Source organism: Bradyrhizobium sp. AC87j1 (genome assembly GCF_002936975.1).
In the GTDB taxonomy this organism is placed as follows: Bacteria; Pseudomonadota; Alphaproteobacteria; order Rhizobiales; family Xanthobacteraceae; genus Bradyrhizobium; species Bradyrhizobium shewense.
Genome location: NZ_PTFE01000010.1, coordinates 20953 through 45285, shown reverse-complemented (window position 1 = coordinate 45285; position 24333 = coordinate 20953). Strand labels below are relative to the sequence as shown.

Annotated in this window: 21 protein-coding genes; 13 read left to right on the top strand and 8 right to left on the bottom strand. The window is 64.5% G+C overall.

The genetic code is table 11. The annotated features are described in order from the left end of the window. Positions 1-83: 83 nt before the first annotated feature. On the top strand, positions 84-1730 hold the full coding sequence (locus CV770_RS08475) for a glycosyltransferase family 2 protein (protein ID WP_245453705.1): 1647 nt from the start codon (positions 84-86) through the stop codon (positions 1728-1730). A gap of 11 nt (positions 1731-1741) precedes the next feature. Here the strand turns inward: CV770_RS08475 and CV770_RS08470 are convergent, their stop codons facing one another. Then, entirely contained in the window at positions 1742-2734 is a 993-nt protein-coding gene (locus CV770_RS08470) for a glycosyltransferase (RefSeq protein ID WP_104461998.1), read from the bottom strand. On the opposite strand from CV770_RS08470, the gene CV770_RS42515 reads away from it, so the two are divergent. Beyond that, positions 2633-2857, top strand: a complete 225-nt coding sequence (locus CV770_RS42515; RefSeq protein ID WP_201759765.1) for a hypothetical protein — start codon at positions 2633-2635, stop codon at positions 2855-2857. The genes CV770_RS08470 and CV770_RS42515 overlap by 102 nt on opposite strands. Before the next feature lie 39 nt (positions 2858-2896). On the opposite strand, the gene CV770_RS08465 is transcribed toward CV770_RS42515, so the two are convergent. Both CV770_RS08465 and CV770_RS08460 read right to left on the bottom strand, forming a co-directional pair. Further along, positions 2897-3466 (bottom strand): class GN sortase, encoded by a 570-nt coding sequence (locus CV770_RS08465; RefSeq protein ID WP_104461997.1) that lies wholly within the window; start codon positions 3464-3466, stop codon positions 2897-2899. Between the two features lie 127 nt (positions 3467-3593). Beyond that, on the bottom strand, positions 3594-5855 hold the full coding sequence (locus CV770_RS08460; RefSeq protein ID WP_104461996.1) for a marine proteobacterial sortase target protein: 2262 nt from the start codon (positions 5853-5855) through the stop codon (positions 3594-3596). Positions 5856-6041: 186 nt separating this feature from the next. Here CV770_RS08460 and CV770_RS08455 point away from each other — a divergent pair, with 186 nt between their 5' ends. From CV770_RS08455 to CV770_RS43190, 3 genes are read left to right on the top strand one after another with little or no spacing between them, the layout of a single operon-like run. Then, complete coding sequence (locus CV770_RS08455) at positions 6042-6812, top strand: helix-turn-helix domain-containing protein (protein WP_091964371.1); 771 nt, start codon at positions 6042-6044, stop codon at positions 6810-6812. Positions 6813-6860: 48 nt separating this feature from the next. Continuing rightward, positions 6861-7721: a glycosyltransferase family 2 protein gene (locus tag CV770_RS43195; RefSeq protein WP_245453704.1), complete on the top strand. Its 861-nt coding sequence runs from the start codon at positions 6861-6863 to the stop codon at positions 7719-7721. Beyond that, complete coding sequence (locus CV770_RS43190) at positions 7678-8367, top strand: hypothetical protein (protein ID WP_245453703.1); 690 nt, start codon at positions 7678-7680, stop codon at positions 8365-8367. Before CV770_RS43195 ends, CV770_RS43190 begins: the two co-directional genes overlap by 44 nt. A gap of 45 nt (positions 8368-8412) precedes the next feature. Here CV770_RS43190 and CV770_RS08445 read toward each other — a convergent pair whose 3' ends face one another. Further along, positions 8413-9636 carry an ABC transporter substrate-binding protein gene (locus CV770_RS08445; protein ID WP_104461995.1) on the bottom strand — a complete coding sequence of 408 codons (1224 nt, stop codon included), beginning with the start codon at positions 9634-9636 and terminating at the stop codon, positions 8413-8415. Between the two features lie 76 nt (positions 9637-9712). Then, positions 9713-11263: an acyl-CoA synthetase gene (locus tag CV770_RS08440; RefSeq protein WP_104461994.1), complete on the bottom strand. Its 1551-nt coding sequence runs from the start codon at positions 11261-11263 to the stop codon at positions 9713-9715. Between the two features lie 265 nt (positions 11264-11528). On the opposite strand from CV770_RS08440, the gene CV770_RS08435 reads away from it, so the two are divergent. The 8 genes from CV770_RS08435 to CV770_RS08395 all read left to right on the top strand — a co-directional run bounded on the left by CV770_RS08435 (position 11529) and on the right by CV770_RS08395 (position 21474). Next, positions 11529-12665 carry an acyl-CoA dehydrogenase family protein gene (locus CV770_RS08435; protein ID WP_104461993.1) on the top strand — a complete coding sequence of 379 codons (1137 nt, stop codon included), beginning with the start codon at positions 11529-11531 and terminating at the stop codon, positions 12663-12665. A 140-nt stretch (positions 12666-12805) separates the two neighbouring features. Further along, complete coding sequence (locus tag CV770_RS08430; RefSeq protein WP_104461992.1) at positions 12806-13969, top strand: acyl-CoA dehydrogenase family protein; 1164 nt, start codon at positions 12806-12808, stop codon at positions 13967-13969. Next, positions 13969-14625 (top strand): glutathione S-transferase family protein, encoded by a 657-nt coding sequence (locus CV770_RS08425; RefSeq protein ID WP_104461991.1) that lies wholly within the window; start codon positions 13969-13971, stop codon positions 14623-14625. The genes CV770_RS08430 and CV770_RS08425 overlap by 1 nt, the downstream gene beginning before the upstream one ends. 238 nt (positions 14626-14863) lie before the next feature. Further along, positions 14864-15664 (top strand): helix-turn-helix domain-containing protein, encoded by an 801-nt coding sequence (locus tag CV770_RS08415; protein ID WP_091964350.1) that lies wholly within the window; start codon positions 14864-14866, stop codon positions 15662-15664. A 199-nt stretch (positions 15665-15863) separates the two neighbouring features. Beyond that, complete coding sequence (locus CV770_RS08410) at positions 15864-16730, top strand: beta-keto acid cleavage family enzyme (protein WP_104461990.1); 867 nt, start codon at positions 15864-15866, stop codon at positions 16728-16730. A 97-nt stretch (positions 16731-16827) separates the two neighbouring features. Continuing rightward, entirely contained in the window at positions 16828-18444 is a 1617-nt protein-coding gene (locus tag CV770_RS08405; RefSeq protein ID WP_104461989.1) for an acyl-CoA carboxylase subunit beta, read from the top strand. After that, positions 18441-20417: an acetyl-CoA carboxylase biotin carboxylase subunit gene (locus tag CV770_RS08400; RefSeq protein WP_104461988.1), complete on the top strand. Its 1977-nt coding sequence runs from the start codon at positions 18441-18443 to the stop codon at positions 20415-20417. Before CV770_RS08405 ends, CV770_RS08400 begins: the two co-directional genes overlap by 4 nt. Before the next feature lie 244 nt (positions 20418-20661). Continuing rightward, positions 20662-21474, top strand: coding sequence for a hypothetical protein (locus CV770_RS08395; RefSeq protein ID WP_104461987.1), 813 nt, complete (start codon positions 20662-20664; stop codon positions 21472-21474). Here CV770_RS08395 and CV770_RS08390 read toward each other — a convergent pair. The 3 genes from CV770_RS08390 to CV770_RS08380 are packed head-to-tail and all read right to left on the bottom strand — an operon-like array spanning position 21431 to position 24329. Beyond that, entirely contained in the window at positions 21431-22432 is a 1002-nt protein-coding gene (locus CV770_RS08390) for an ABC transporter ATP-binding protein (RefSeq protein ID WP_104461986.1), read from the bottom strand. The two genes, CV770_RS08395 and CV770_RS08390, sit on opposite strands and share 44 nt — an antisense overlap. Next, positions 22429-23436 carry an ABC transporter ATP-binding protein gene (locus CV770_RS08385; protein ID WP_104461985.1) on the bottom strand — a complete coding sequence of 336 codons (1008 nt, stop codon included), beginning with the start codon at positions 23434-23436 and terminating at the stop codon, positions 22429-22431. Before CV770_RS08385 ends, CV770_RS08390 begins: the two co-directional genes overlap by 4 nt. Continuing rightward, positions 23436-24329: an ABC transporter permease gene (locus CV770_RS08380; RefSeq protein ID WP_091964335.1), complete on the bottom strand. Its 894-nt coding sequence runs from the start codon at positions 24327-24329 to the stop codon at positions 23436-23438. The genes CV770_RS08385 and CV770_RS08380 overlap by 1 nt, the downstream gene beginning before the upstream one ends. Between the last annotated feature and the right edge of the window lie 4 nt (positions 24330-24333).

Genomic DNA, 24333 nt, shown 5'->3' with positions numbered 1-24333 from the left:
GCATCACGAGACTTTTGGCGAAAGTGCGAACGGTCCGGCAAGATGCTAGGAAACCGTGACCCTCATTCTCTCAAATGGTGATCATGCCGCTGCTGTCCATCGTGGTGCCGACCCTCGATCGTCCCGACACGCTTCGCCATGCGCTCGCGACCATGGCGTGCCAGCCTGCGCATGCAGATTGCGAGTTCATCGTTCAGAACAATGGCGGCAATCCCGAGATTGAGAAGATCGTCGCAGACCTCCAGGACGATCGCTTCAGGCATTTTGCCAGCGAGACCGTTCTGACCATGACCGACAATTGGGAGGCGGCGCTCGGCCACGCCTCGGGCGAGTACGTCGCCTTCATCGGCGACGACGACGGGCTGATGCCCTATGCATGTGCCACGGCATTGGAGATGCTCTCCGGCCGAAACATCGATCTCCTGAGCTGGAGCGCCTACACCTATCACTGGCCGAGCTACTACCATCCGGCCTTCCGCAACCGGCTGCTCGCCGAGATCGACCTGACCTCGTCCGCACAGCGAGTTTCGTCGCGCAACGAACTGAGGCGCATCTTCGGTTTCCAGACGAACTATGCGCATCTGCCGATGATCTACAATTCGTTCGTCCGCCGCAGCATCATCGATCGGATGCGTGCGATCGGTGGGCGCTACTTCATCGGTCTATCGCCCGACGTGGCGTCCGGTATCGCCAACGCTGCGCTGACCGACAGTTTCATCCGACTGTCGCGGCCTCTGAGCATGGCCGGGTTCTCGCAGCACAGCACCGGTCACGCGCTGTTCTTCGAGACCGCTGATCTGCTCGAGACGCCGCGAGGGGCGCGCGATTTCGGACCCATTGACGAGGATCCCCAACTCCCCGATCTCAACGCCCTTCAGCTCTTCATCGCCAAGGACATGCTTGTCCTCAAGCGTCTGCTGCTGGCGGATCACGGCGATGTGCGGCTCGACTTCAAGGCGCTGGCCCAGGCGCTCGCGACCGACATCAACCATCGGCCGCCCCTGTATGATCGGACCGTGCAGACCATCGGCGAACTCGCCCGCACGCATGGATTCGACGTTGCCGACATCATCATTCCTGCCCGCCTTGCGGATCGGCCGCCACCCCGCGGGGGAGTTCGCGTGACCGGACCGAACCGTGTGGTTTACGAGCTGGATGGTTCTGCGCTTGGGCTCAATTCGATTGCGGATGCAGTGCGCGTGGTCGCGCAGTTCGTTCCGGATCAGGGGCCGTTCGATCCGACCGCTCTGAAGGCTCCCGTGTCCGCGCCGGTCCTCGGCGCAAAGGAGCTCGAATTCGCGCATGGCGGAGCGGGCGTCGCCGCGTTGATCGAGGGATGGAGCGAGCCGGAGCAATGGGGCACCTGGTCCATTGCCAGGAATTGTGTACTCCGGTTCGAGGTCCATCCCATTCCGTCACGGCCGGTCGAGCTTGTGCTGGCGTGCCGGGCCTTCATCTCCGACAGAAATCCGCAATTGCGGGCGGCCTGCCGCGTCGGCAACGGAGCGCCGCAGCAACTGACATTCTCGAGAGAGGCGTTCGCGGGTTTGCGAAGGTTGTTGCTCGATCCCGCCGCGATTGCCGCCGACGGGACGTTGACCATCAGGCTGTCGCTATCCGATCCACGCTCGCCCGCGGATCTCGGACTGAGCTCCGACGCGCGGCCCCTCGGCATCGGGCTCGAGCGGATCTGGCTCGATCACGACGTTCACGCGGCACGAGGTGGGTGATCGCCGCCCGCTCAGTACCCTAGCAGGCTCAGCTTGTGGGCGTAGTGAAAGACGACCTGCCTCGCGAGATAGGGGGCGATGGCGCGGCGAATCTGAATCTGTGTCGGATCGAAGCCGAGAGCGCGGCGCCGCAGGATGCCCATCTCCCGGACGCCGATCGCGTAGGTCGATGCCGTCTTCTGGGCATCATGGATTCGGAAGCAGGCGAGAAATCGCGGCAGGCGCACGAATTTGAATCCCGCGGCCTGCGCCCGCAGGATGAAGTCCCAATCCATCGCGTAGTGGAAGCTTTCGTCGATCGGACCGATTCTGTCCCACACGCGCCTGCGCCAGAACATCGTCTCCTGCGGGATATAGTCGGCATATTGCAGCGCGCGCCCGTCATGGGGCGGCAGCACGGCACGGCCGACCTCAAGTCCCTCGCGATCGACGAAGACGCGATGGCCATAGACGATGTCGACATGGGGATGCGACGTGAAGTAGTTGGCGACATAGGCCAGTGTCCCCGGCAGCAGCATGTCGTCGCTGTTGAGATAGGCCATGATCTCGCTGTCGACGCCGGCGAAGCCGAGATTGATGGCGTTCGATTGTCCGCTGTCAGGTTCGCTCTTCCAGCTGATGCTCTCGCCGCGGCTTTTCAGGAGGTCAGCGGTGCCGTCGATCGAGGCGCCGTCCTGCACGTGGTAATACAGGTTCGGATAGTTCTGGCTCACGATGCTGTCGATCGTGGCGCCGAGATATTGCGTCTGGTTGTAGCTCGGTGTGACCATCGCGATCCGCGGTGCATTCTCGTGGATCGAGGGTGCTGGCGGGAAGGCCGTCAGGTTGAGCAGGCGCGGAGGATATTGCTCGAAGGTCCACATCGGCGGACGCCGCCAGAGGCTCCGGAGCGAGGAGCGCCTTTGCCCGGCGGCGATGAGATCCTGATTCCTTTCCAGCAGCGCGACGCGATTTTCGAGCTGCTCCATTCGCTGTTCGAGGCGCTGCCTGAACTCGTCGTCCATCTATCGAGCTTTCGCAAACTACAACGTCCAAAAATCAATGGGACCTTCTTACAGGTCTCTGGTCGACGGCGCCAGTTCACGGCCGCGTCAAACGCGATGGACCGGCGTGTCGGCGCGGTTTGAGAGGGCTCGATCGTTCCCGGACGGGCCGATTGCGAACCGCTATTCACGCGTTTCGATCAAGGTGGCATGCAGGACATAGCGCTCCGGGCCGGACGTGACGGCGTCGAACGGCCAGCAGGTCGTGAGCACGAGTTCCGCGCCCTGCGCTGAGGGATCGATGCCCGACGCGTCGAAACGGACAACGGCTGAAGAATCCGCCCGATAGCGAAAATGCTTGCCGTCGCGGCGGGTGATTTCAACAACGTCTCCGACGGCAACATTTCGCAAGAAGCGGAAATGTGTGTCACGATGCGCTGCATATACGGCAACACCGCGCTCGCCCGCATCAGCCGTTCGGCTGATATGGCCCGGCCCGAAGGCAAGCGCCTGGCCGCTCGTACCTTCCAGCACGATCGCGCTGGCGCCTATCCGCTTCACCTCGATCCGCGCAACCGGCCAGGTGTCGGCCCATGCCCACGGCTTGATCACCTCGCCCGTCGCAAGGCTCTTGTCGAACGCGCGCTCCAGCAGCACCTGCGCCAGCCACGCCTTGGCATGGATGTAGGCGCCGTCGCCGAACAGGATGAGGCCGATCAGGGCCAGAACCAGGGGAGATAAGAGGCGGGGCATGACATCTACTCTCGTCATTGCTTCGCCGCTTCGCTCTCGCAATGAACAGGAAAAAAGGCGCGCGCGGCCGTTGGTGTGGGACGGGCAGCCGCGCGCGCTAACAGAGGAGTTCGGGGAGGCTCCTCTCTCAAGCGGCGTCGGTGAGCAAGAACCGACGCCGGTTGAACACGAACAGGATCAGGGCGAGCACGATCAGGACCAGGCCTGCGATCATCTTCAGCTCGGCTGAAGTTGCTGTCTTGGGCAGACGGATCGCGTCAGGCGCTGCGGGTGTCGGACGCCGCGCGGCGGGTGAGGTGCGCGCATCGGCGTGGCGTTCACGCAACTGCGCCGGGATCTGCGGCCGTTCGCCGAACACCTTCTCGAACTCCCAGCCGGCGGGCAGGTTGATCGGCAATTCGCTGAGCTTGAGCGGCGCGCCTTCGGGCCGGCTCGGCGTCTTGTCGATGGCGACAAGGCTGGTCAGGCGCGTGACGATCTGATGGTCGAGCGCCAGCGCCAGGATCGCCTTGTCGGCCTCCTCGGGCGCGAGCTCCCGCATGGCGCGCGCCACTTCGGCGTCACCGATCTTGCGCCTGGCCCAGAGTTTCGACAGGCCGTTGCCTTCGGCGGCATTTTGCAGCGGCAGCGTCACCGACCATGGACGGTCGCCGATGCGCCCTTTGATCTCGATCGAGCCTGCGAGCTTGTCGAGCTTTGCCGCCAGCACCAGCGGCTCGTCGCGATAGACGTCGGGGATGATCGCCGGGGTCACGTCGGCGTTGGCCTCGGAGAATTTCGCGGTAAGGCCGGTCACGGCAGGGTTTTCCAGCTTGGCGAACAAGCCGCGCATGCGCTCCTCCACCTGCTCGACGGAACCGATATGGGTGAAGGCACCGCGGCCGAGCTCGGCGGCGCGGGTCATCAGATAGGTGTTTGGCGCCGACCCGATGCCGACCATGAAGACGCGCGAGCGGCCGCGCATCGCCGTGATCGTTTCGAACAATTGCTGCTCGTTGCCGATTGCGCCGTCGGTGAGGAAGACGACCTGGCGAACCATGCCGGTGTCACCGAGCGTGTCGGCCAGCGCGGCGCGCATTGCCGGCACCATCTCGGTGCCGCCGCGTGCCTGCAACGCGCTCACGAACGAGGTGGCATCACCGACATGGGCCGCGTCTGCCGGCACGGAGGCAGGAAACAGCACGTCCATGGTATCGTCGAAGCGGATGACGTTGAAACGGTCGGTCGGCTGGAGGCGAGACAGAGCGTAGGCGAGGCTCGCCTTGGCCTGGACAATCGACGTGCCGCCCATCGACCCCGAATTGTCGATCACGAACACGACCTCACGCGGCAGCGGCTTTTGCGTGGTCTGCTCGGCGCTGGGCGGAGTGACGAAGGCGAGCAGGTAGTCGGCGTCGCCGACATGTTCGCGGAACAGGCCGACCGACGGCGCCTTCTCGGCGGCGGGCTTCCAGGTCAGCTCGAAGTCGCGGTCGGCGGGGACGGCACTGTCGGCGAGCGTAATGACGCGATCCGTGTTGTCCGGACTTTCGATCTTGACCTTATGGTGATGGCTCTTGACCTCACCGAGCGCGAAGCCGGCCTTCAGGCGCACCGTGATGCTGGTCGGATTGACCGGTGCATTCCTGGCGGGATCCAGCACAGGCGGCGAGATGCGGTCGCGGTCCGGTACCGGGTCCGAGGTCGCCGTGCCCCAGCCCGATCCGTCCTTGCGGAAGTCGACGCTCTGCACGATCGGCGCCGGATTGTAGCGCGGTCCGACCACCAGCGGCAGACGCAGTGAATATTCGTTGCCGGATTGATGCACGGGTTCCTGATATTCGATCTGCACCAGCACGGTCTCGCCGGGGCCGATATTGGCGACCGAGTTGGTGAAGATGTTCGGCCGCTCCTGCTCCGTGAGCGCCGCCCTCTGACCGGTGCGGCGCGCCTCTTCGTAGATCACCCGGGCCTGCTGGCGCTCCTTGATATCGCCGACGATGACGCGGTCGCCGACCACCATCTTCAGCGTATCGACGGCGCCGCCGGTCGCGAGCGGATAGACATAGGTTGCTTCGACCCAGTCCTTGGTCGGATTGCGGAAGATTTGGGTGACGCGCGCGCGCAGCGTCGGACCCGAGACCGTGATGTCGACGTCGGTGCCAAGGCGGATCGCTTCGGTGGTGGCGCCATCCTCCTTCAGGAGGAGGGAGCCGGACTTGGCGTCGCCGGACTGGAGCAGGCTGGCCTGCTCGGTGGTTGCCGACCAACTGGTCCCGAAGCTGACGAGCAGGGCCACGAAGGCCATCAGCATCACCGCGATGCCCTGCGCGAGAAGAAACAATCCGAGCTTGATCAGCCCCTTCAACATGGGGTGCTCGTCGTTGTCGGCTGTGTCGTAGGTGTCCATTGGCCTGCTCCCGAAAGGACGTTTGCTGGCTCTGAGCATTCGCTGGAGGGGGCCGATTTCGCGAGCAGAATGATCGGTCATGTTCCGCCGCGGCCGGCCCGGGCAGGCCGCCGTGGGGCGCCCATGTGCGGTTTTGTGCTGGTTTGTCCGCCCTGCTAGAATGGCCGTGCTGGAGCAGGGTTAGCGATGCAGATGCAGGATAAACTCACCGACAAGCAGCTTTCGGACGAGCAGAGCCGCGAGATCGCCGAGACCATTCGCGAGGAGCTCGCCAGGCGCCGGATCTCCCGGCAGACGCTGGCCGAGCAGGCCAAGCTCAGCCTGTCGACGCTGGAGAAGGTGCTCGGCGGCCGGCGGCCGTTTACGCTGGCGACCACGGTCCGGCTGGAGCAGGCGCTGGGCGTCTCCTTGCGCAAGAGCCCCGTCGTGGCGGCGCCTCAGGCCGCCAACGATGTCGCTCCCGACAGTCTTGGCTCCTATGCGCATCGCGCCGTGACCTGGCTCGAGGACGTCTACATCACGCTGCGGCCGTCGTTCGGCGACAAGGACGCGATCTTCGCGTACCGTACCGAGATCGTCTGGGAGCCGAAGGTGTCTTCGCTGGTCTTTCGGGAGGGCGATCGCACCGATACCGCCTACGAGCATACCGGCGAGGTCGCCGTCCCGCATCAGTCAGGCTTCATCTACCTCGTCATCATCAAGCACGGCCAGCATCGCGTGATCACGGTGTCGCGGCCGACGGTCGCCGGCGAGATGTACGGCATCATCTCGACGCTCCGCGCCGGGCCTGGTTCACAGCTCACGCCGATCGCAGCGCCGATCGCCTACGTACCGCTCCGGAACGTCCCGAAGCCGTCGCTGGGGAGGGTCGGGCCCGGCGACGCCAACCATGCGTTGTACGGAAAGCATCTGCGCCGCACGGTGGAAGAATCCTTCGCACTGTTTCTGTCGGTATAGTCCGCAAGAAAGAATCCGGAATGGCGTTGCCTGCGTCTATAAGGGGGTATGCAGAACGCGCGCGCCCCATGCATCGGCGAATCTCCGCTGTTCTCCATCATCATCCCGCTCGACGACCATCGCGGGCAGTGGCGGCAATCCTGGCTCGGCTGGACATCACAGAGTGTAGACAGATCTCTGTATGAGATCATCCTCGCCGTACCGCCGGATGCTCAACTCCGCGCGGATATCGAAGCGCTCGTCGGCGACGATGCGCATCTCGAATACAGCGAATCCAATCACGACATCGAGTTGAGTGCGCTGGGCGCGGCGAAGGCCCGCGGCTCCTACCTTTTCTTCACGGAATCACACTGCCGTCCCGAGCCCGACGTACTCGAACTCTGCTTGCGCGCCATTGAAGATCATGCCGATTGGTCGGGATTCTCCTGCCGTTCGATCCCGGTTTGCCACAATGCTTTGTCGGAGGCAGAAGCTGCGATGTACCAATCCGACATTGAATTCGGCATGAAGGTGCATCCTTGGCTCAAGGTGCTCGATCAGTGTTTCGTGACACGACGCGACGTCTACGAGGAGTGCGGCGGCCTGCGCACGGATCTGGGTCACTTTTCCGAATGGGTGCTCGCCGCCAGCTATTACGCGCGCGGTCACGTCATCGGTTATCTGGATGGAGCCTGCGTCCATCACTACTACGTCGGCAGGCTCGACGAGCTCGAGACCTTTACGCTCGATTTTGTGCAGGGCCAGATACGCTATCTCAGTGAGGCGCGCGACGATCCCGGCAGCGAGCTGCTGGAAATTCCGCTCGACTGGAGCAAGCAGGGGCGAGTTCGATGCCTCGCTCGCCCGCCATGCATTGAAAGCACTCGTGCGCGACAGCCTCGCGGGGCGGGGCTGGAAGCGGCCCGATGAGATGCTTCGTGCCTTTCTGCGCTGGGTCGCCCCGGCTCTGTTCGGTGGGCTCGGCACGCGTGCGGCAGCCCGTCTGGGGGTCATACGTGCACGCACGGTCTTGACGGCGTTGGAGCGCATCGGGTCGAGCGAGGCGATCGGCCGATGGATGAAGCGCTACATCGCCGCACTGATAAGGCTTCAGAGACTCGATTGCATTTCCCACCTGTACCGGCAGGGCAGACCCGCTGCCGGGCTCATGGGCAAGCACGTTCTTGCGCAGATCGGCTTCCATGCCGAAGAGTCTTCCGCCGGTCACACTTTCCGGTGGAGCGAGCCGCAGGCTGCCCTGCGGATCGAGGGGCCGCCCGGCCGCAACATCGTCCGCATTCGAAGCCCGGCACTTCGCGCGCCGCTCGACGCGATCGGCGTGCATTTCTATCTCGACGGTGCGCCTGTCGATCCCGCCGCGATCGTGATCGGCTGCGACAGCTATACGCTTAGCCTCGATCTGCCGCCATCAGGTATCGCCACCCTTGCGTGGTCATGCCCGGTGCTCAGGGGCGTCGGCGATTCGCGTCCTCTCGGCCTGTCCATCGTGGCGATCGACGTGGGCGGCGAGGCCGAAATCGCCGGCAGGGCAGCGCTGCTCGCTGAACAAGAATAGCGGCCCTTCGGCCGCTATTCGGTGTTTCGGCAATCGCATCGCGCTTTAGCCTCCGGTCTCCGCGCTGATGATGTCGCCGAACAGCTCCCACTGGCCCTTCTTGAAGCGCCACATTTTGAGCTGCTCGATCGGCGCAAAGTCCGTGGCGGAGGTGTTGATCTTGATTCCCGGGATCAGCGTGTCGGGGACGAAGTCCTTGAGACTGGCGGCCTGCTTCATCACGTTCTCACGGGTCAGGTTGTCGCCCGACTGCTTCAGCACCTGAACCATCGTCTGGGCCGCCGCATAGCCGTAAACGAGATTCGCGTCCGAAATATTCGCGCCGGGCATGTACTTGTCGATGAAGGCCATGAACTTCTTCATGCCCTCGTCGTCCTTCCATTGCGGATCCGACGCATCCTTCAGGTAGTGTGCCGACAGCACGCCCTCGGATGCCTCGAGACCGGCCGGTTTCATCACCGCGCCGATCGACACCGAAACGTCCGTCATCAGGTGCATCGGCTTCCACTCCAGCTCGGCGATCTTCTTGATGGCTTGGGCCGCGAATTTCGGTGTGGCGATGTTCACGAAAACATCGGCGCCGGTGCCCTTGAGCTTGACGATATGGGCGTCGATCGACGGCTCCGACGTCTCGTAGCTTTCTTCGGCCACGATCAGCTTGGATGCCTTTTCACCGAACACGTCCTTGATGCCGGCGAGGTAGTCCTTGCCGAAATCGTCGTTGGCATAGAAGATCGCGACCTTCGCGTCAGGCTTCTCTTTCAGGATGTATTTGGCGAAGATCCGGGCCTCGACCCGATAGCTGGGCTGGAAGCCCATGGTCCAGGGAAAATTCTTCGGGTCGTTCCACTTGCTGGCGCCGGTGGCGAGGAACAGCTGCGGCACCTTCTTGGCGTTGTGATATTTCTGCACGGCGGTCTGGGTCGGGGTGCCCAGCGCGTTGAAGATCAGGAACACTTCGTCGCTCTCGATCAGCTTGCGGACCTGCTCCACGGTCTTGGGCGGCGAATAGCCGTCATCGTAAGAGATCCAGTTGATCTTGCGGCCGTTGATGCCGCCCTGATCGTTGACCATCTTGAAATAGGCTTCCTCGGTCTTGCCGATGATGCCGTAGGCGGAAGCGGGACCGGAATAGGCCTCGACATTGCCGATCTTGATCTCGGTGTCGCTGGCGCCGGTGTCGTATTTCTTCTGCGCGAAGGCGCCCTGGGTGGAGAGCAATGTCAGGGCAGTTGCCGCGGCGAGCAGGACGAGTTTCTTGTTCTTCATGGAAATTCCTTGGGGTTTCTTGTTGGGCGGAGCAGGCACTTAAAAAAAAGAAAAGCGCCCGCGAGGGGCGCTTGGGTCAGGCCCTGGCGGCTTTCTTGTCGACTTCGGAGGCCACCGAGAACTCCTTGCGCAAGGTCGGCTTGTGGATCTTGCCCGTGGCGTTGCGGGGCAGCGCGTCAACGAAGCGGATCTGGCGTGGGCATTTGAAGCGCGCCAGATTGGCCGCGCAATGCGCGAAGACATCGGCCTCGGTCAGCTTTTGGCCCGCCTTGACCGCGACGATGGCAAGGCCCACTTCGCCCCATTGCGGATCGGAAATGCCGATCACGGCAGCTTCGGCAACGGCCGCGAGCTGGTGTAGCACGTTCTCGACCTCGGCCGGATAGACGTTCTCGCCGCCGGAAATGTACATGTCCTTCCAGCGGTCGACGATGTAGTAGAAGCCCTCTTCGTCGACGCGCGTCGCGTCACCGGTGTGCAGCCAGCCGTCGGTGAAGGAGGTCTTGTTCGCCTCCGGCCTGTTCCAGTAGCCCGGCGTGATGTTCGGCCCCTTGACCCAGAGCTCACCGAGCTCGCCGACATCGGCGTTGCTGCCGTCGGGCCGCACGATGCGCACTTCGGTGTGCAGCACGGGCTTGCCGGCGGAGCCGGCTTTGCGCGCCGCATCCTCGCGGTCGAGCACCAGCACGGCCGGCGAGGTCTCGGTCATGCCATAGCCTTGCTGAAGTGCGACACCGCGCGCCTCCCAGACCTTCAGCAGCGGCACCGGCATCGGTGCGCCGCCGACGCCGCCCACGATCAGCCGGCCGAGATCGGTCGTCGCGAAGGCGGGGTGTTGCGCCATGAACTGGTAGATCGCGGGCACGCCGAAGAACACGTTGATGCCCTGTGCGGAATCGTTGATCAGGCCGAGCGCGATGCCGGGATCGAAGGCGCGCATGATCATCACGGTGCCGCCGGCATGCAGCACCGGATTGGTATAGCAGTTCAGCCCGCCGGTGTGGAACAGCGGCAGCACGGTGAGTAGCACCGAGGACGGCCCTATGCAGGCGGGGCCACCGAGATTGACGCAATTCCAGAAGGTCATGCCATGGGTAATGGTCGCGCCCTTCGGATGTCCCGTCGTGCCCGACGTGTACATGATGGTCGAGACGTCATCGAGCGTGACCTGCTCGATCGCCTCGAGCGGCTTTGCGCCGGCAATGCCGGCCTCATAGGACCCGCCGGGGCCGAGCAGCAGGCTGGTTGCGATGCCGCACAGCTTTGCGACGGCAAGCGCGGTCTCGGCGAGGTCGGTGTCGTGGATCATCACCTTCGGCGCGCAATCGCCGGTGATGAACTGAAGCTCGGGAACGGTGAGGCGGGTGTTCAGCGGCACGAAGATGGCACCGAGGCGGCCGCAGGCGAACTGCACCTCCAGCGTATCGGTCGTGTTCAGGGCCAGCACCGCGACGCGGTCGCCGCGTGAGACGTTCAGCGTATGGCGCAGGAATGAGGCGAGGCGCGAGACGCGGGCGTCCAGCTGCGAATAGGTGACGCGGCGCTCGCTCGCGAGGTCGATCACCGCAACCTTGTCGGGCGTGCGGCGACCATGATGAACGATCCAGTCGTAGTAACGAACGGCCAAGAATTCCTCCCTCGGCGGTCTTTGCCGCCTGCATCCTTATTGCCGTGCACCATGCCCGGCGTGGCCCTGGGGCCAGCCGGAGTTGGTGCATCGACGTCTTTTTTGATTTGGAGTTGGCGCGCGAGGGGTCAAAATCGTCTTGCGTTGAGTTGCTAGGCCATGGCCCGCGCCGCAGTGGTTCTTCGGTCAGCCACTCTGCGCAAGTGAGCCGCCGATGTTCCGGCCATGGTGAACGAGACGAATCCGTCCGCGAGGCGAGACTGCGATGAAGAGCCCGTTCTATACCGCCGAGCACGATGCCTTCCGCGAAATGATGCGCCGCTTCGTCGAGAAGGAGATCTCCCCGTTCGCCCATGAGTGGGACGAGGCCGGCGAATTCCCCCGCGCGCTCTATCGCAAGGCGGCCGGGATCGGTCTGTTGGGGCTGGGATTCTCTGAGGAATATGGCGGGATCGCCGCCGACCAGTTCATGAAGATCGTGGCGAGCCAGGAATTGGCGCGGGCGGGCGCCGGCGGCGTCAGCGCCAGCCTGATGAGTCACACCATCGGCTCGCCTCCGATTGCGCGGGCGGCACGGCCGGAGGTGAGGGCGCGCGTGCTGCCGCAGGTGCTGTCAGGCGACAAGATCTCCGCGCTCGCGATCACCGAGCCGGGCGGCGGCTCCGATGTCGCGAACCTCGCCACAAGGGCGCGGCGCGACGGCGATCACTACGTCGTGAGCGGTGAGAAGACCTTCATCACCTCAGGCGTGCGCGCCGATTATCTGACCGTTGCGGTGCGCACGGGCGGCGAAGGTGCCGGTGGCGTCAGCCTGCTCCTGATCGAGGGCGATACGCCCGGCCTGTCGCGAACCAAGCTGAAGAAGATGGGCTGGTGGGCCTCCGACACCGCGACGCTGCATTTCGACCAATGCCGCGTGCCGGCCGAAAATTTGATCGGCGAGGAAGGCCAGGGCTTCAAGATCATCATGCAGAATTTCAACAGCGAGCGCATGGGCATGGCGGCCGGCTGCACCGCCTTCGCCCGGGTTTGCCTCGACGAGGCGATCGGCTACGCCAAAGAACGCAAGACTTTCGGAAAGCCGCTCGCCCAGCACCAGGTCATCAGGCACAAGATCGTCGACATGGCGCAGAAGGTCGCCGCAAGTCAGGCGATGCTGGAGATGCTGGCCTGGCGGCTCGAGCAGGGCGAGAGCCCGGTCGCCGAAATCTGCATGATGAAGAACCAGGCGACGCAGACCATGGCCTTCTGCGCCTCGGAAGCCGTACAGATCTTCGGCGGCGCCGGCTTCATGCGCGGCATCAAGGCCGAGCGCATCTACCGCGAGGTCAAGGTCAACGCCATCGGCGGCGGCACCGAGGAGATCATGAAGGATCTGGCCAGCCGGCAGATGGGGTTGTGATGAGAGTCGTCCCGGGGCGCGCGGAGCGCGAACCCGGGACCTGGAGATGAGTCCAACAATATCGAGATTCTCAGATGCGCAATTGCGCATCGTAGTTCGACGCTTCGCGTCGCCCCGGAATGACGAGGTTGAGAGAGAAAATGCTATTCACCGCCGACCACGACGACATCCGCCGCTCCCTGCAAAAGTTCATCGCGAATGAGATCAACCCTCATGTCGATGAATGGGAGAAGGCCGACATCTTCCCGGCGCACGAGCTGTTCAGGAAGATGGGCAGCCTCGGCTTCCTCGGCCTGAACAAGCCCGTGGAGTTCGGCGGCTCCGGCCTCGACTACTCCTATGCGCTGATGATGGCGGAGGAGCTTGGCGCCATCACCTGCGGCGGCGTGCCGATGGCGATCGGGGTGCAAACCGACATGGCAACGCCGGCGCTGGCGCGGTTCGGCTCCGACGAGGTGCGGCGCGAATTTCTGACGCCCTCGATCTCAGGCGATTTCGTCGCCTGCATCGGCGTCTCCGAGCCCGGCGCGGGCTCCGACGTCGCCTCGATCAAGACCCAGGCACGTTCCGACGGCGATGACTACGTCATCACCGGCGGCAAGATGTGGATCACCAACGGCACCCAGGCCGACTGGATCTGCCTGCTCGCCAACACCGGCGACGGGCCCGTTCACCGCAACAAGTCGCTGATCTGCGTGCCCATGAAGAGCAAGGGCGTCACCATCGCCCGCAAGCTCGACAAGATGGGAATGCGCTCCTCCGACACCGCGCAGATTTTCTTCGACAATGTCCGTGTCCCCAAGCGCAACCGGATCGGCGAGGAGGGAAAGGGCTTTACCTACCAGATGATCCAGTTCCAGGAGGAGCGGCTCTGGGGCGCGGCGGCTTGTCTTAAGGCGCATGAATACATCATCGATCAGACCATCGAATATACCCGCAACCGCAAGGCCTTCGGGAAGTCGATCCTCGACAACCAGGTGGTGCACTTCAAGCTTGCGGAGATGCAGACCGAGGTCGAGCTGCTGCGCGCGCTGATCTATCGTGCCGCCGAGCAGCTGGTGGCCGGCGAGGACGTGACCAAGCTTGCGACCATGGCCAAGCTCAGCGCCGGCCGGCTCGGCCGCGAGCTCACCGACGCCTGCTTGCAATATTGGGGCGGAATGGGCTTTACCAACGAGACGCCGGTCAGCCGCGCCTATCGCGACAGCCGCCTGACCTCGATCGGCGGCGGTGCCGACGAGGTCATGCTGATGGTCTTGTGCAAGATGATGGGCACGTTGCCCGGCAGCAAAGGAAGCTCTTGATGATCTCGCTCTATCACTGCGACGCTGCGCGCTCGTTTCGCCCGCTCTGGATGCTGGAAGAGATGGGGCTGCCGTATGAGCTGAAGATGCTGCCGTTCCCGCCGCGGGTCTTCGCCAAGGAATATCTGGCGCTCAATCCGCTCGGCACGATTCCCTTCATGGTGGACGGCGAGACGAAGATGACCGAATCCTCCGGCATCTGCCACTATCTCGGCATCAAGCATGGCCCGACGCCGCTGATGGTCGGGCCGGAAGATCCCGCCTATGGCGCGTTCTTGAACTGGATGTATTTCAGCGACGCCACGTTAACCTTCCCGCAGACGCTGGTGCTCCGATACACCCAGCTCGAGCCGGAGGAGCGGCGCAATCCGCAGGTCGCCGGCGACTATGCAAAATGGTTCCTGGGCCGGTTGCGCGCCGTCGAGGCAGCGACGGCCAATGCCGAAGCATTGTGCGCCGGCCGCTTCACCGCCGCTGACATTGTCATCGGTTATGCGCTTCGGCTGGCCGACAATATCGGGCTCGCCAAGGATTTTGGGCCAAATGTCGCAGCGTATTGGGCGCGCCTGCAGCAGCGGGACGGTTTCAAGCGTGCGGTTGCTGCGGAACAGAAGGCTGGCGCCGAGCAGAATGTTGCACCAAGAGTGCGGGCATAAGTTTTAGGTCGTCATTCCGGGGCGATGCGCAGCATCGAACTCCGGTGCGCCGTTGCGCACCTGAGAATCTCGAGGTTCCCCGGTGCGCAATTGCGCACCTGAGGTTCGGTCCTATGGGACCGCCCCGGAACGGCTCGCTGTGTCTTTTGACAGCGCTATCGCGTCGTGACAGCGCCCAAATTTCCGCTAAGGTGACCTCCGTCCGCAGCGGCCAGAGAGCCGCGCGAGGAGGATCCCAATGGAAGATAAAGGTCGCGAATCCGACCATCTGATGCTGATCACGCCGGAGCGGGTATTCTATGCCGGCCTGCTCGGCCGCCCTCGCAAGCGGACCCCCGGCTGCTGCCATATCTACGTCGCGGTGAAAGGCAGCCTGCACCTGACGATCGACGACGTCCACACGTCGGACGAATTGATCGTCACCCTGCCGAACCAGCGGCATTCCATCGCCAGCGACTACCGCACTGCAATCAGCGTGACCCTCGAGCCGGAAAGCATGCCGGATGGCGTGATCGAGGCCTTGGCCGAGCGGCTGCGGGGGCCGGACAAGGCCACCTATGCCCGCAAGATCCTCGCTGCCTACGCGCTGCTGCGCCAGCGCCGCTATGGCGACATCACCACCGCCGAGTTCGACGAGATGTGCTTTGGCGAGGCGCTTGCCCGCCGCGCGCTCGATCCACGCGTGACCCGGGCGGTCGCCCGCATCGAGCGGTTCACCGGCGAGCCGGTGACGGCCGACACCTGTGCGGCGGAAGCAGGGCTCTCGGCCTCGCGCTTCCTGCATCTGTTCAAGGAAGAGACCGGCATCTCGTTCCGCTCCTTCCGCGCCTGGAAGCGCGCACGGCATCTGCTGCACTTCGCCAACCAGGACCTCAACCTCGCCCATCTCGCGCAGGACATCGGCTATCCCGACTCCACGCATTTCAGCCATTCGATCCGCCGCTTCTACGGATTGAAGCCGCGCGCGATCTTCGTCGGCTCGCGCGACCTTGCGATCTATCGCAGCACGGAGACGGTGCGGCTCGCAGAGGCGAGTTAGGCTCGCTCTCGTAGGGTGGGCAAAGGCGCTCTTGCGCCGTGCCCACCACTTCTCGGCAACTGGCAAAGATGGTGGGCACGCTTCGCTTTGCCCACCCTACGAATTCGTCGTGTTTTCCAGCTTCTCCGCGCAAGAAGCCGCATGCCGCCCATCCCATGATCGCAAGCGTTGAATTCTCAACGTGCGAGACATCCAAGGCATGAGCGACAAGGCCGTCATCACCTGCGCGCTGAACGGCGTGCTCACCGACCCCAAGCAGCACAACGTGCCGGTTACGCCCGAGCAGATGGCACGCGAGGCCAAGGCTGCGTTCGATGCCGGTGCGTCCGTCATGCACATCCACCTGCGTCAGCAGGCGCCGGGCAAGGGACATCTGCCGTCCTGGGAGGTCGCCGTCAGCAAGGAGATCCAGCAGGCGATCCGCGAAGCCTGTCCCGGCGTGATCATCAATCACACCTCGGGCGTGTCAGGACCGAACTACTCCGGCGCGCTCGACTGCATCCGTGAGACCAAGCCGGAGATCGCCGCCTGCAACGCCGGCTCGCTGAATTATCTGAAGGTGAAGGCCGACAATAATTGGGCCTGGCCACCGATGATGTTCGACAACGCGGTCGAGAAGGTGAAGGACTATCTCGACGTCATGAACGCGGTCGGCACCATCCCCGAGTTCGAATGTTTCGACGTCGGCATCGTCCGCTGTGTCGGCATGTACACCCAGGTCGGCATGTACAAGGGACCGCTCGAATATAATTTTGTGATGGGCGTCGCTTCGGGAATGCCCTCGGACCCGGAGCTGCTGCCGATCCTGATCAGGCTGAAACGTCCCGAGGCGCATTTTCAGGTCACCGCGATCGGCCGCGAGGAAATCTGGCCGCTGCACCAGCGTTGCGCCGAGCTCGGCGGCCACCTGCGCACCGGTCTCGAGGACACTTTCTATCTCGCCGACGGCAAGAAGGTGACGTCGAACGGCCAGCTGATCGAGGCCGTCGCCGCCTGCGCCCGCCGTGCTGGCCGCGAGATCGCAAGCCCGGCCGAGGCGCGGAAGATCTTTGGGACGAATCGCTAGCCAAACATGGTCGTTCCGGGGCGCGCGAAGCGCGAACCCGGAACCTCGAGATTCCGGGTTCGATGCTGCGCATCGCCCCGGAATGACGGAGTAAACTGTGTCCATTCTCGAAAACACTATCTCCCCCGGCAGCACCGCCTACCACGCCAACCGCGACGGTATGCTCGGCCTGATCGACCGCATGCGTGCGCTGGAAGAGCGCACGCGCGCGGCGTCGGCGGCAGCGAAGGATCGCTTCCACAAGCGCGGGCAGCTGCTGCCGCGCGAGCGCGTCGCGCTGGTGCTTGATCCCGGTGCGCCCTTCATCGAGCTGTCCACGCTCGCCGGCTACATGTTCGACGTATCGGATCCCGCCAAGAGCGTGCCGGGCGGCGGCGTCATCGCCGGCATCGGCTTCGTCTCGGGCATCCGCTGCATGGTCAGCGCCAGCGATTCCGGCATCGATGCCGGCGCGCTGCAGCCTTACGGCCTCGACAAGACGCTGCGCGTGCAGGAGCTCGCGCTGGAGAACAAGTTGCCTTACGTGCAACTGGTCGAAAGCGCCGGCGCCAACCTGCTGCGCTACCGCGTCGAGGATTTTGTCCGCGGCGGCAACATCTTTCGCAATCTGGCGCGGCTCTCTGCGGCAGGCCTGCCCGTCGTCACCGTCACGCACGGCTCCTCGACTGCCGGCGGCGCCTATCAGACGGGTCTCTCCGACTATATCGTCATGGTCCGCGGTCGTACCCGCGCCTTCCTCGCCGGGCCGCCGCTGCTGAAGGCCGCGACCGGCGAGATCGCGACCGAGGAGGAGCTCGGCGGCGCCGAGATGCACACCCAGGTCTCTGGTCTCGGCGATTATCTTGCCGAGGACGACCGCGATGCGCTGCGCATCGGGCGCGAGATCATGGCGGCGCTGGAATGGGAACGGCCGGGCAGGACGGCGTCGGAATTCAAGCCGCCACGCTACGACCAGGACGAGCTGCTAGGCATCATGCCGATGGACCACAAACGCTCCGTCGACATGAAGCAGGTGATCGCACGCATCGTCGACGATTCCGATTTCACCGAGATGGCGCCGAATTACGGCCCCGCCACCGTCTGCGGCCACGCCCGCATCGAAGGACAGGCGATCGGCATCATCACCAACAACGGGCCGCTCGATCCCGCCGGCGCCAACAAGGCGACGCATTTCATTCAGGCGTGCTGCCAGACGCGCACGCCGATCCTCTATCTCAACAACACCACCGGCTACATGGTCGGCAAAGCCTATGAAGAAGCCGGCATGATCAAGCACGGCTCGAAGATGATCCAGGCGGTGACCTCGGCGACGGTGCCGCAGATCACCATCTATTGCGGCGCCTCGTTCGGCGCCGGCAATTACGGCATGTGCGGCCGCGGCTTCCATCCGCGCTTCTGCTTCTCCTGGCCCAACGCCAAGACCGCCGTGATGGGCGGCGAGCAGGCGGCTGAAACCATGGCTATCGTGACGGAAGCCGCTGCCGCGAGGCGCGGAAAGCCGGTCGAAAAGGAAAAACTCGACGCGATGAAGGCGCAAATCATCGGCGTGTTCGACGGCCAAATGGACGTGTTCTCGACCAGTGCCCGCGTGCTCGACGACGGCGTGATCGACCCGCGCGACACCCGCGCGGTGCTGTCCGAAGTGCTCGCGATCTGCCGCGAAGGCGACGCACGGACGCCGCAGCGCATGCAGTTCTCGGTGGCCCGCCCATGAGGAACGGATCAGTGCAGCACCGGCCGTTCGTCAAGGTCCTGGTCGCCAATCGTGGCGAGATCGCGCTTCGCGTGATGCGCAGCGCGCGGCAGCTGGGCCTTGGCGTCGTCGCGGTCTATTCGGATGCTGACCGTGACGCACTCCACGTGCAACAGGCCGACCAGGCCGTGCGCATCGGCGAAGCCTTGCCGGCTCAATCCTATCTCAACATCCCCGCGATCATCGCCGCGGCGAAAGCGAGCGGCGCGGATGCGGTTCATCCCGGCTACGGCTTCCTCGCCGAGAACGAGGATTTTGCGCAAGCCTGCAAGGATGCCGGCCTGATCTTCATCGGCCCGTCGCCACAGGCGATCGAGGCGATGGGCAACAAGGCCGGCGCCAAGGAGATCATGAAGAAGGCCGGCGTCCCCTGCGTGCCCGGCTATCAGGGCGCCGATCAGGGTGACGAGGTCATGCTCGCGGAGGCCAAAGAGATCGGCTTCCCCGTGATGATCAAGGCCGTCGCCGGCGGCGGTGGACGTGGCATGCGGCTCGTGACGGACGCCGCTTCGTTCCCCGATTCGCTGCGCAGCGCGCGTTCCGAAGCCAAGGCCGCGTTCGGCGATCCCACGGTGATCCTCGAACGCGCCATCCAGAATCCCCGCCACATCGAGATCCAGGTGTTCGGCGACGGCCACGGCAACGCCATCCATCTCGGCGAGCGCGACTGCTCGGTGCAGCGGCGGCATCAGAAGCTGATCGAGGAGGCGCCGTCGCCCGCCGTGACGCCGGAGCTGCGCGCGAAAATGGGTGACGTCGCGGTCGCCGCGGTGAAGGCGCTGCGTTACGAGGGCGCCGGCACGCTGGAATTCCTGCTCGACGAAAACGGCGAATTCTACTTCATGGAGATGAATACGCGTCTCCAGGTCGAGCATCCCGTGACCGAGGCCATCACCGGGCTCGATCTCGTCGAGCTGCAACTGCGAGTCGCGCGCGGTGAGCCGCTGCCGATAAAGCAGCAGGATATCAAGTTCGCCGGCCATGCCATCGAGGTGCGGCTTTGCTCGGAAGATGCCGCGCACGACTTCATGCCGCAGTCCGGCCGCATGGCGCGCTGGCAGGTGCCAGATGGCGTCCGCGTCGAGCACGCGATGCAATCGGGCTCGGAGATTCCGCCGTTCTACGATTCCATGACCGCCAAGGTCATCAGTCACGGCGCGAGCCGCGAGGAGGCGCGAGCGCAGCTGATCGTCGGCCTGGAGCAGCTCACGGCCTTTGGCGTGACCACCAACCAGGCGTTCCTGATGTCGTGCCTGCGCCACTCCGGCTTCGCCAAGGGCGAGGCGACGACGGCCTTCATCGGCGCGCATCGCGATGAGCTATTGGCGCCGCGTGCGGACGCGGCCTTCGATACGGCTTTGGCGGGGCTGCTGCTCTATGTCACCAACCCGCGCGCGCCGTTATGGCAGGGCGGGCGGAGCCTCGCCGCCACCTTTCCGTTGCCAGCGAAGATCGAGATCGCCGGTCAGACATACGAACTCGAAGTCACGCGCGAGCGCGATGGTAGTTACACCGTCGCCGCCCACGGCCGGCAAGACAAGTTCGAGATCGACCAACTCGATTCCGACGCCGTCCGCTTCAGCCACAATGGCGTGATGGACAGCGCAAAGTTCCTGCGCGACGGCGACCGGCTCTACCTCCAGCATCGCGGCATCCCGCTCGCGGTCACCGATCTCACGCTCGCCGCGCCGAAGGCCGCCACAAGCAATGGCGGTGACGGCAAGGTGCGCGCCGCCATGAACGGGCGCGTCGTCGCCGTGCTGGTCAAGCCGGGCGACCGTGTCAAAGCCGGCCAACCGGTGCTGACGCTGGAAGCGATGAAGATGGAGCACGTCCACAAGGCCGGCGTCGACGGCGTGGTGGCGGCTATCGACGTCGCCGAAGGCGAGCAGGTGACGACGGGCAGGATCGTCGCCGAGATCGGGGCAGGTTAGCGCGGCGAAGGCAGTCTCGTAGGGTGGGCAAAGGCGCAAAGCGCCGTGCCCACCATCTCGCGCTAATCGCAGAAAAGTCGTGGGCACGCTCCGCTTTGCCCACCCTACGGCACCCTGGTAGGTGGTCAAAAATCCCTGTTAACTCAGTTGTTTAATTGCATATCGGCGCGAGGGGTGAAATTCAACTTGAACGTCGTTCATTTTCAAGTTACAAATATTGAACATTGTTCAATTTGGAGCCGGCATGTTGCGCGTCAATGATCCCGCCCAAGCGACCAATCCGACGCTCCCGTCGGTAGCCCGCCGCTTCTCGTTGGCCGCCCCGCAACTCCACGAGAGATACCTGATTGGGGCCCTCTGCGTTCTGACGCTGTCGGCACTCCTCGCTCCCGCACTGCCCGCCGCCGCTTGGCACGTCCCGCACTTCGTCGACAGTCGCACTTGGCTCGGTGTGCCCAACGCCGGCGATGTGCTGAGCAATCTCGCCTTTCTCGCGATGGGCGTCTGGGGTTCGGAGCGGCTGCGCGCCCGCCATGATGCGCCCGTGGGTGCAAGTTGGCTTTTCGTCGGCCTGATCCTCACTTGCCTGGGATCTGGCTTCTATCACCTGGACCCCGACATGCCGGAGCGGCTCGTGGCCGATCGTCTTGGCATGGCGGTGGCGTTCGCGGGATTTCTCGGCATTGCAGCCAGTGAGCGCATCAGCGTGCGCGCCGGCGAGGCGGTGCTGGTCCTGATGATGATGGCCGGCCTGTTAGCTGCCTGGGTGGCGCGCGAGAATCTCACGCCATGGGTGATCGTGCAGTTCGGCGGCATGGCGCTTGCCGTGGCACTGGCGTTGACGCGGCCGCGGCCTGGTGCGCTCGGCGTGCCGCTGGGCGGCGTGATCTTCTTTTATGTGCTGGCGAAGCTTTTCGAACTCGGTGACGCGCTCATTTTCGAAGCGACAGGACACATCGTCTCGGGCCACACGCTCAAGCACCTGGCCGCAGCGCTGGCGGCGTGGCCGGTGATCAGGTCGTTGGCGCCAACTGGCTCCGCCCCGTGCCCTCATTGAGCAGACACGCCACCTGATGCCCATCGCCCGCGTCCAGCAGCGCCGGCCGCTCTGTCTTGCAACGCTCCATCGCAAACCGGCAGCGGGTGTGAAATGCGCAGCCTGAGGGCGGATTGACCGGGCTCGGCACATCGCCGTCGACCAGCGGCGCGAGCTTCTTCGCGAGCGGATTCGCCACGGGCACCGAGGCGAGCAGCGCCTGCGTGTAGGGGTGCCTGGGATTGCGAAACAGCTCGTCCTTGCCTGCGATCTCGACAATGCGGCCGAGATACATCACGGCGACGCGATGGCTGATATGAGCGACCACGGCGAGGTCGTGCGCGATGAAGAGATAGGAGAAGCCGTGCCGGCGCTGCAGGTCGATCAGCAGGTTGATCACCTGCGCCTGGATCGAGACGTCGAGCGCGGAGACCGGCTCGTCGCAGACGATCAGGCGCGGCTCGAGTGCGAGCGCGCGCGCGATGCAGATGCGCTGGCGCTGGCCGCCGGAGAATTGATGCGGGAAGTTGTGCATCTGGTCGGCTCGCAAGCCCACCTGCTCGAACAGCGTCGCGACCCGCGCCTCCAGTTCCTTGCCGCTGGCCAGCCCGTGCACCGCAAGCGGCTCGCCGACGATGTCGCCGGCCGTCATGCGCGGATTGAGCGAGGCAAACGGGTCCTGGAACACGATCTGCATCGAGCGCCGGTGCGGCCGCAGGTCCGCCTTGGACAGATGGGTGATGTCCTCGCCGTCGAGCCGAATCTGGCCCGAGGTCGGCTCGACCAGCCGCAACACGCTGCGCGCCACCGTCGACTTGCCGCAACCGGATTCGCCGACGAGCCCGAGCGTCTCGCCGGCATGAACCGAGAACGAGACGCCGTCGACCGAGTGCACGGTGCCAACTTGCCTGCGCAATACGCCGGCCCGCACCGGGTAGTGCTTCTTGAGGTTGGTGACTTCGAGCAGAACTTCGCTCATGCCACCTCCGCGACTTCAGCCGCACGCCAGCAGGCTGCAAGATGTCCGCCGCCCCAATCCGCAAGCGGCGGATATTCGGCCTCGCAGCGCTTGATTGCGAGCTTGCAGCGCGGTGCGAAGGCGCAGCCCTTCGGCAGCCGCACAAGCGACGGCACGGTGCCGGGAATTTCGTTGAGCCGCGCCTGCGCCGGGACGCCGGATGCCGGCACCGCCGGGATCGAGGCCATCAGCCCGCGCGTATAGGGATGCTTTGGGGCGGCGAACAGCGCTTCGACGCTGGCTTCCTCGACCTTGCGGCCCGCATACATCACGATCACGCGCTGCGCCGTCTGCGCGACCACGCCGAGATCGTGCGTGATCAGCACGAGCCCGGTGCCGAGCTCCTTCTGCAGGTCGAGGATCAGCGCCAAAATCTGCGCCTGGATGGTGACGTCGAGCGCGGTGGTCGGCTCGTCCGCGATCAGCAGCGCCGGCCGGCAGGCCAGCGCCATCGCGATCATCGCGCGCTGACGCATGCCGCCGGAGAGTTGATGCGGATATTCCTTCGCGCGCCGCGCCGGCTCGGGAATGCGGACCAGGCGCAGCATCTCGACGGCGATATTCCGGGCCTCTTTGGCCGGGATGTTCCGGTGCAGCCGCACCGCCTCGACGATCTGGTCGCCGATCCGCATCACCGGATTGAGCGAGGTCATCGGCTCCTGGAAGATCATTGAGATGCGGTTGCCCCTGACGGCACGCATCTCCGCTTCATCCAGTGCCAGCAGATCGGTGCCCTCGAGCGAGATGGAGCCGCCGACGATGCGGCCGGGCGGATCGGGCACCAGCCGCATCAGCGACAGCGCGGTGACGCTCTTGCCGCAGCCGGATTCGCCGACGATCGCCAGTGTCTCGCCGCGCTTGACGGTAAAGGAGAGGTCGTCGACCGCCTTGAACAAACCGGAATTGGTGAAGAACACCGTTTTCAGGTTCTTCACTTCGAGCACAAGGTGGGATTTGTCCGTCATCAGCCGCGCTGCCTCGGATCCAGGATGTCGCGCAGGGCGTCGCCGAACAGATTGGCGCCGAACACGGCGAGGCTGATCGCAATGCCCGGGAAGATAACCAGCCACGGCGCGGTTCGGACATATTCGGCGGCGGACTCGGAGAGCATGCGGCCCCAAGACGGATACGGCTCGGGAATGCCGAGGCCGAGGAAGGAGAGGGAAGCTTCCGTCAGGATGGTCGAGCCGAGCTGCGCGGTCGCGAGCACGATCAGCGGCGCCAGCGTGTTCGGCAGCACGTGGCGGAGCGCAATGCGCACTTCGCTCATGCCGATCGACTTGGCGGCTTCGATGAAGGGGAGTTCGCGCAGCGCCAGCGTGTTGGCGCGGATGACACGCGCGACCGTCGGGATCAGCGGAATGGCAATCGCAATGATCACGTTCGGCAGCGACGGGCCGAGTGCCGCCGTCATCACCAGCGCCAGCACCAGCAACGGCAGCGCCTGGAGGACGTCGGAGACGCGCTGGAATACGAGATCGACCCAGCCCGAGAGATAGCCGGAGGTGAGGCCGACGATGACGCCGATCGTGCCACCGAGCGCGGTCGAGCCGATCCCGACCGCAAGCGAGATCCGCGCGCCGTGGATGATGCGGCTGAACACGTCGCGGCCGAAGGAGTCTGTTCCCATCCAGTGCGCCAGGCTCGGGCGGGCCAGAGCGCGGGCCGAATCGATCGACAAGGGATCATAGCGCGCGATGAAATCGGCGAAGATGGCCGTGAACACGAACACGGTCATGATGACGAGGCCGGCGGCGCCCAGCACATGCCGCTGTGCCAGAAACAGCACGCGGCGCCAGCCTCCGGTCGCATGCGCGCCGGCCCGCCTCAGTTCAACGTCGAAGTCGATCGCGGCCAAATTG

What these genes read in the sequence shown, in the direction of transcription:
- CV770_RS08475 (WP_245453705.1), top strand. Translation starts at nt 84, where the DNA reads ATGCCGCTGCTGTCCATCGTGGTGCCGACCCTCGATCGTCCCGACACG.
- CV770_RS08470 (WP_104461998.1), bottom strand. Translation starts at nt 2,734, where the DNA reads ATGGACGACGAGTTCAGGCAGCGCCTCGAACAGCGAATGGAGCAGCTC.
- CV770_RS08465 (WP_104461997.1), bottom strand. Translation starts at nt 3,466, where the DNA reads ATGCCCCGCCTCTTATCTCCCCTGGTTCTGGCCCTGATCGGCCTCATC.
- CV770_RS08460 (WP_104461996.1), bottom strand. Translation starts at nt 5,855, where the DNA reads ATGGACACCTACGACACAGCCGACAACGACGAGCACCCCATGTTGAAG.
- CV770_RS08455 (WP_091964371.1), top strand. Translation starts at nt 6,042, where the DNA reads ATGCAGATGCAGGATAAACTCACCGACAAGCAGCTTTCGGACGAGCAG.
- CV770_RS43195 (WP_245453704.1), top strand. Translation starts at nt 6,861, where the DNA reads ATGCAGAACGCGCGCGCCCCATGCATCGGCGAATCTCCGCTGTTCTCC.
- CV770_RS08445 (WP_104461995.1), bottom strand. Translation starts at nt 9,636, where the DNA reads ATGAAGAACAAGAAACTCGTCCTGCTCGCCGCGGCAACTGCCCTGACA.
- CV770_RS08435 (WP_104461993.1), top strand. Translation starts at nt 11,529, where the DNA reads ATGAAGAGCCCGTTCTATACCGCCGAGCACGATGCCTTCCGCGAAATG.
- CV770_RS08430 (WP_104461992.1), top strand. Translation starts at nt 12,806, where the DNA reads ATGCTATTCACCGCCGACCACGACGACATCCGCCGCTCCCTGCAAAAG.
- CV770_RS08425 (WP_104461991.1), top strand. Translation starts at nt 13,969, where the DNA reads ATGATCTCGCTCTATCACTGCGACGCTGCGCGCTCGTTTCGCCCGCTC.
- CV770_RS08415 (WP_091964350.1), top strand. Translation starts at nt 14,864, where the DNA reads ATGGAAGATAAAGGTCGCGAATCCGACCATCTGATGCTGATCACGCCG.
- CV770_RS08410 (WP_104461990.1), top strand. Translation starts at nt 15,864, where the DNA reads ATGAGCGACAAGGCCGTCATCACCTGCGCGCTGAACGGCGTGCTCACC.
- CV770_RS08400 (WP_104461988.1), top strand. Translation starts at nt 18,441, where the DNA reads ATGAGGAACGGATCAGTGCAGCACCGGCCGTTCGTCAAGGTCCTGGTC.
- CV770_RS08395 (WP_104461987.1), top strand. Translation starts at nt 20,662, where the DNA reads ATGTTGCGCGTCAATGATCCCGCCCAAGCGACCAATCCGACGCTCCCG.
- CV770_RS08390 (WP_104461986.1), bottom strand. Translation starts at nt 22,432, where the DNA reads ATGAGCGAAGTTCTGCTCGAAGTCACCAACCTCAAGAAGCACTACCCG.
- CV770_RS08385 (WP_104461985.1), bottom strand. Translation starts at nt 23,436, where the DNA reads ATGACGGACAAATCCCACCTTGTGCTCGAAGTGAAGAACCTGAAAACG.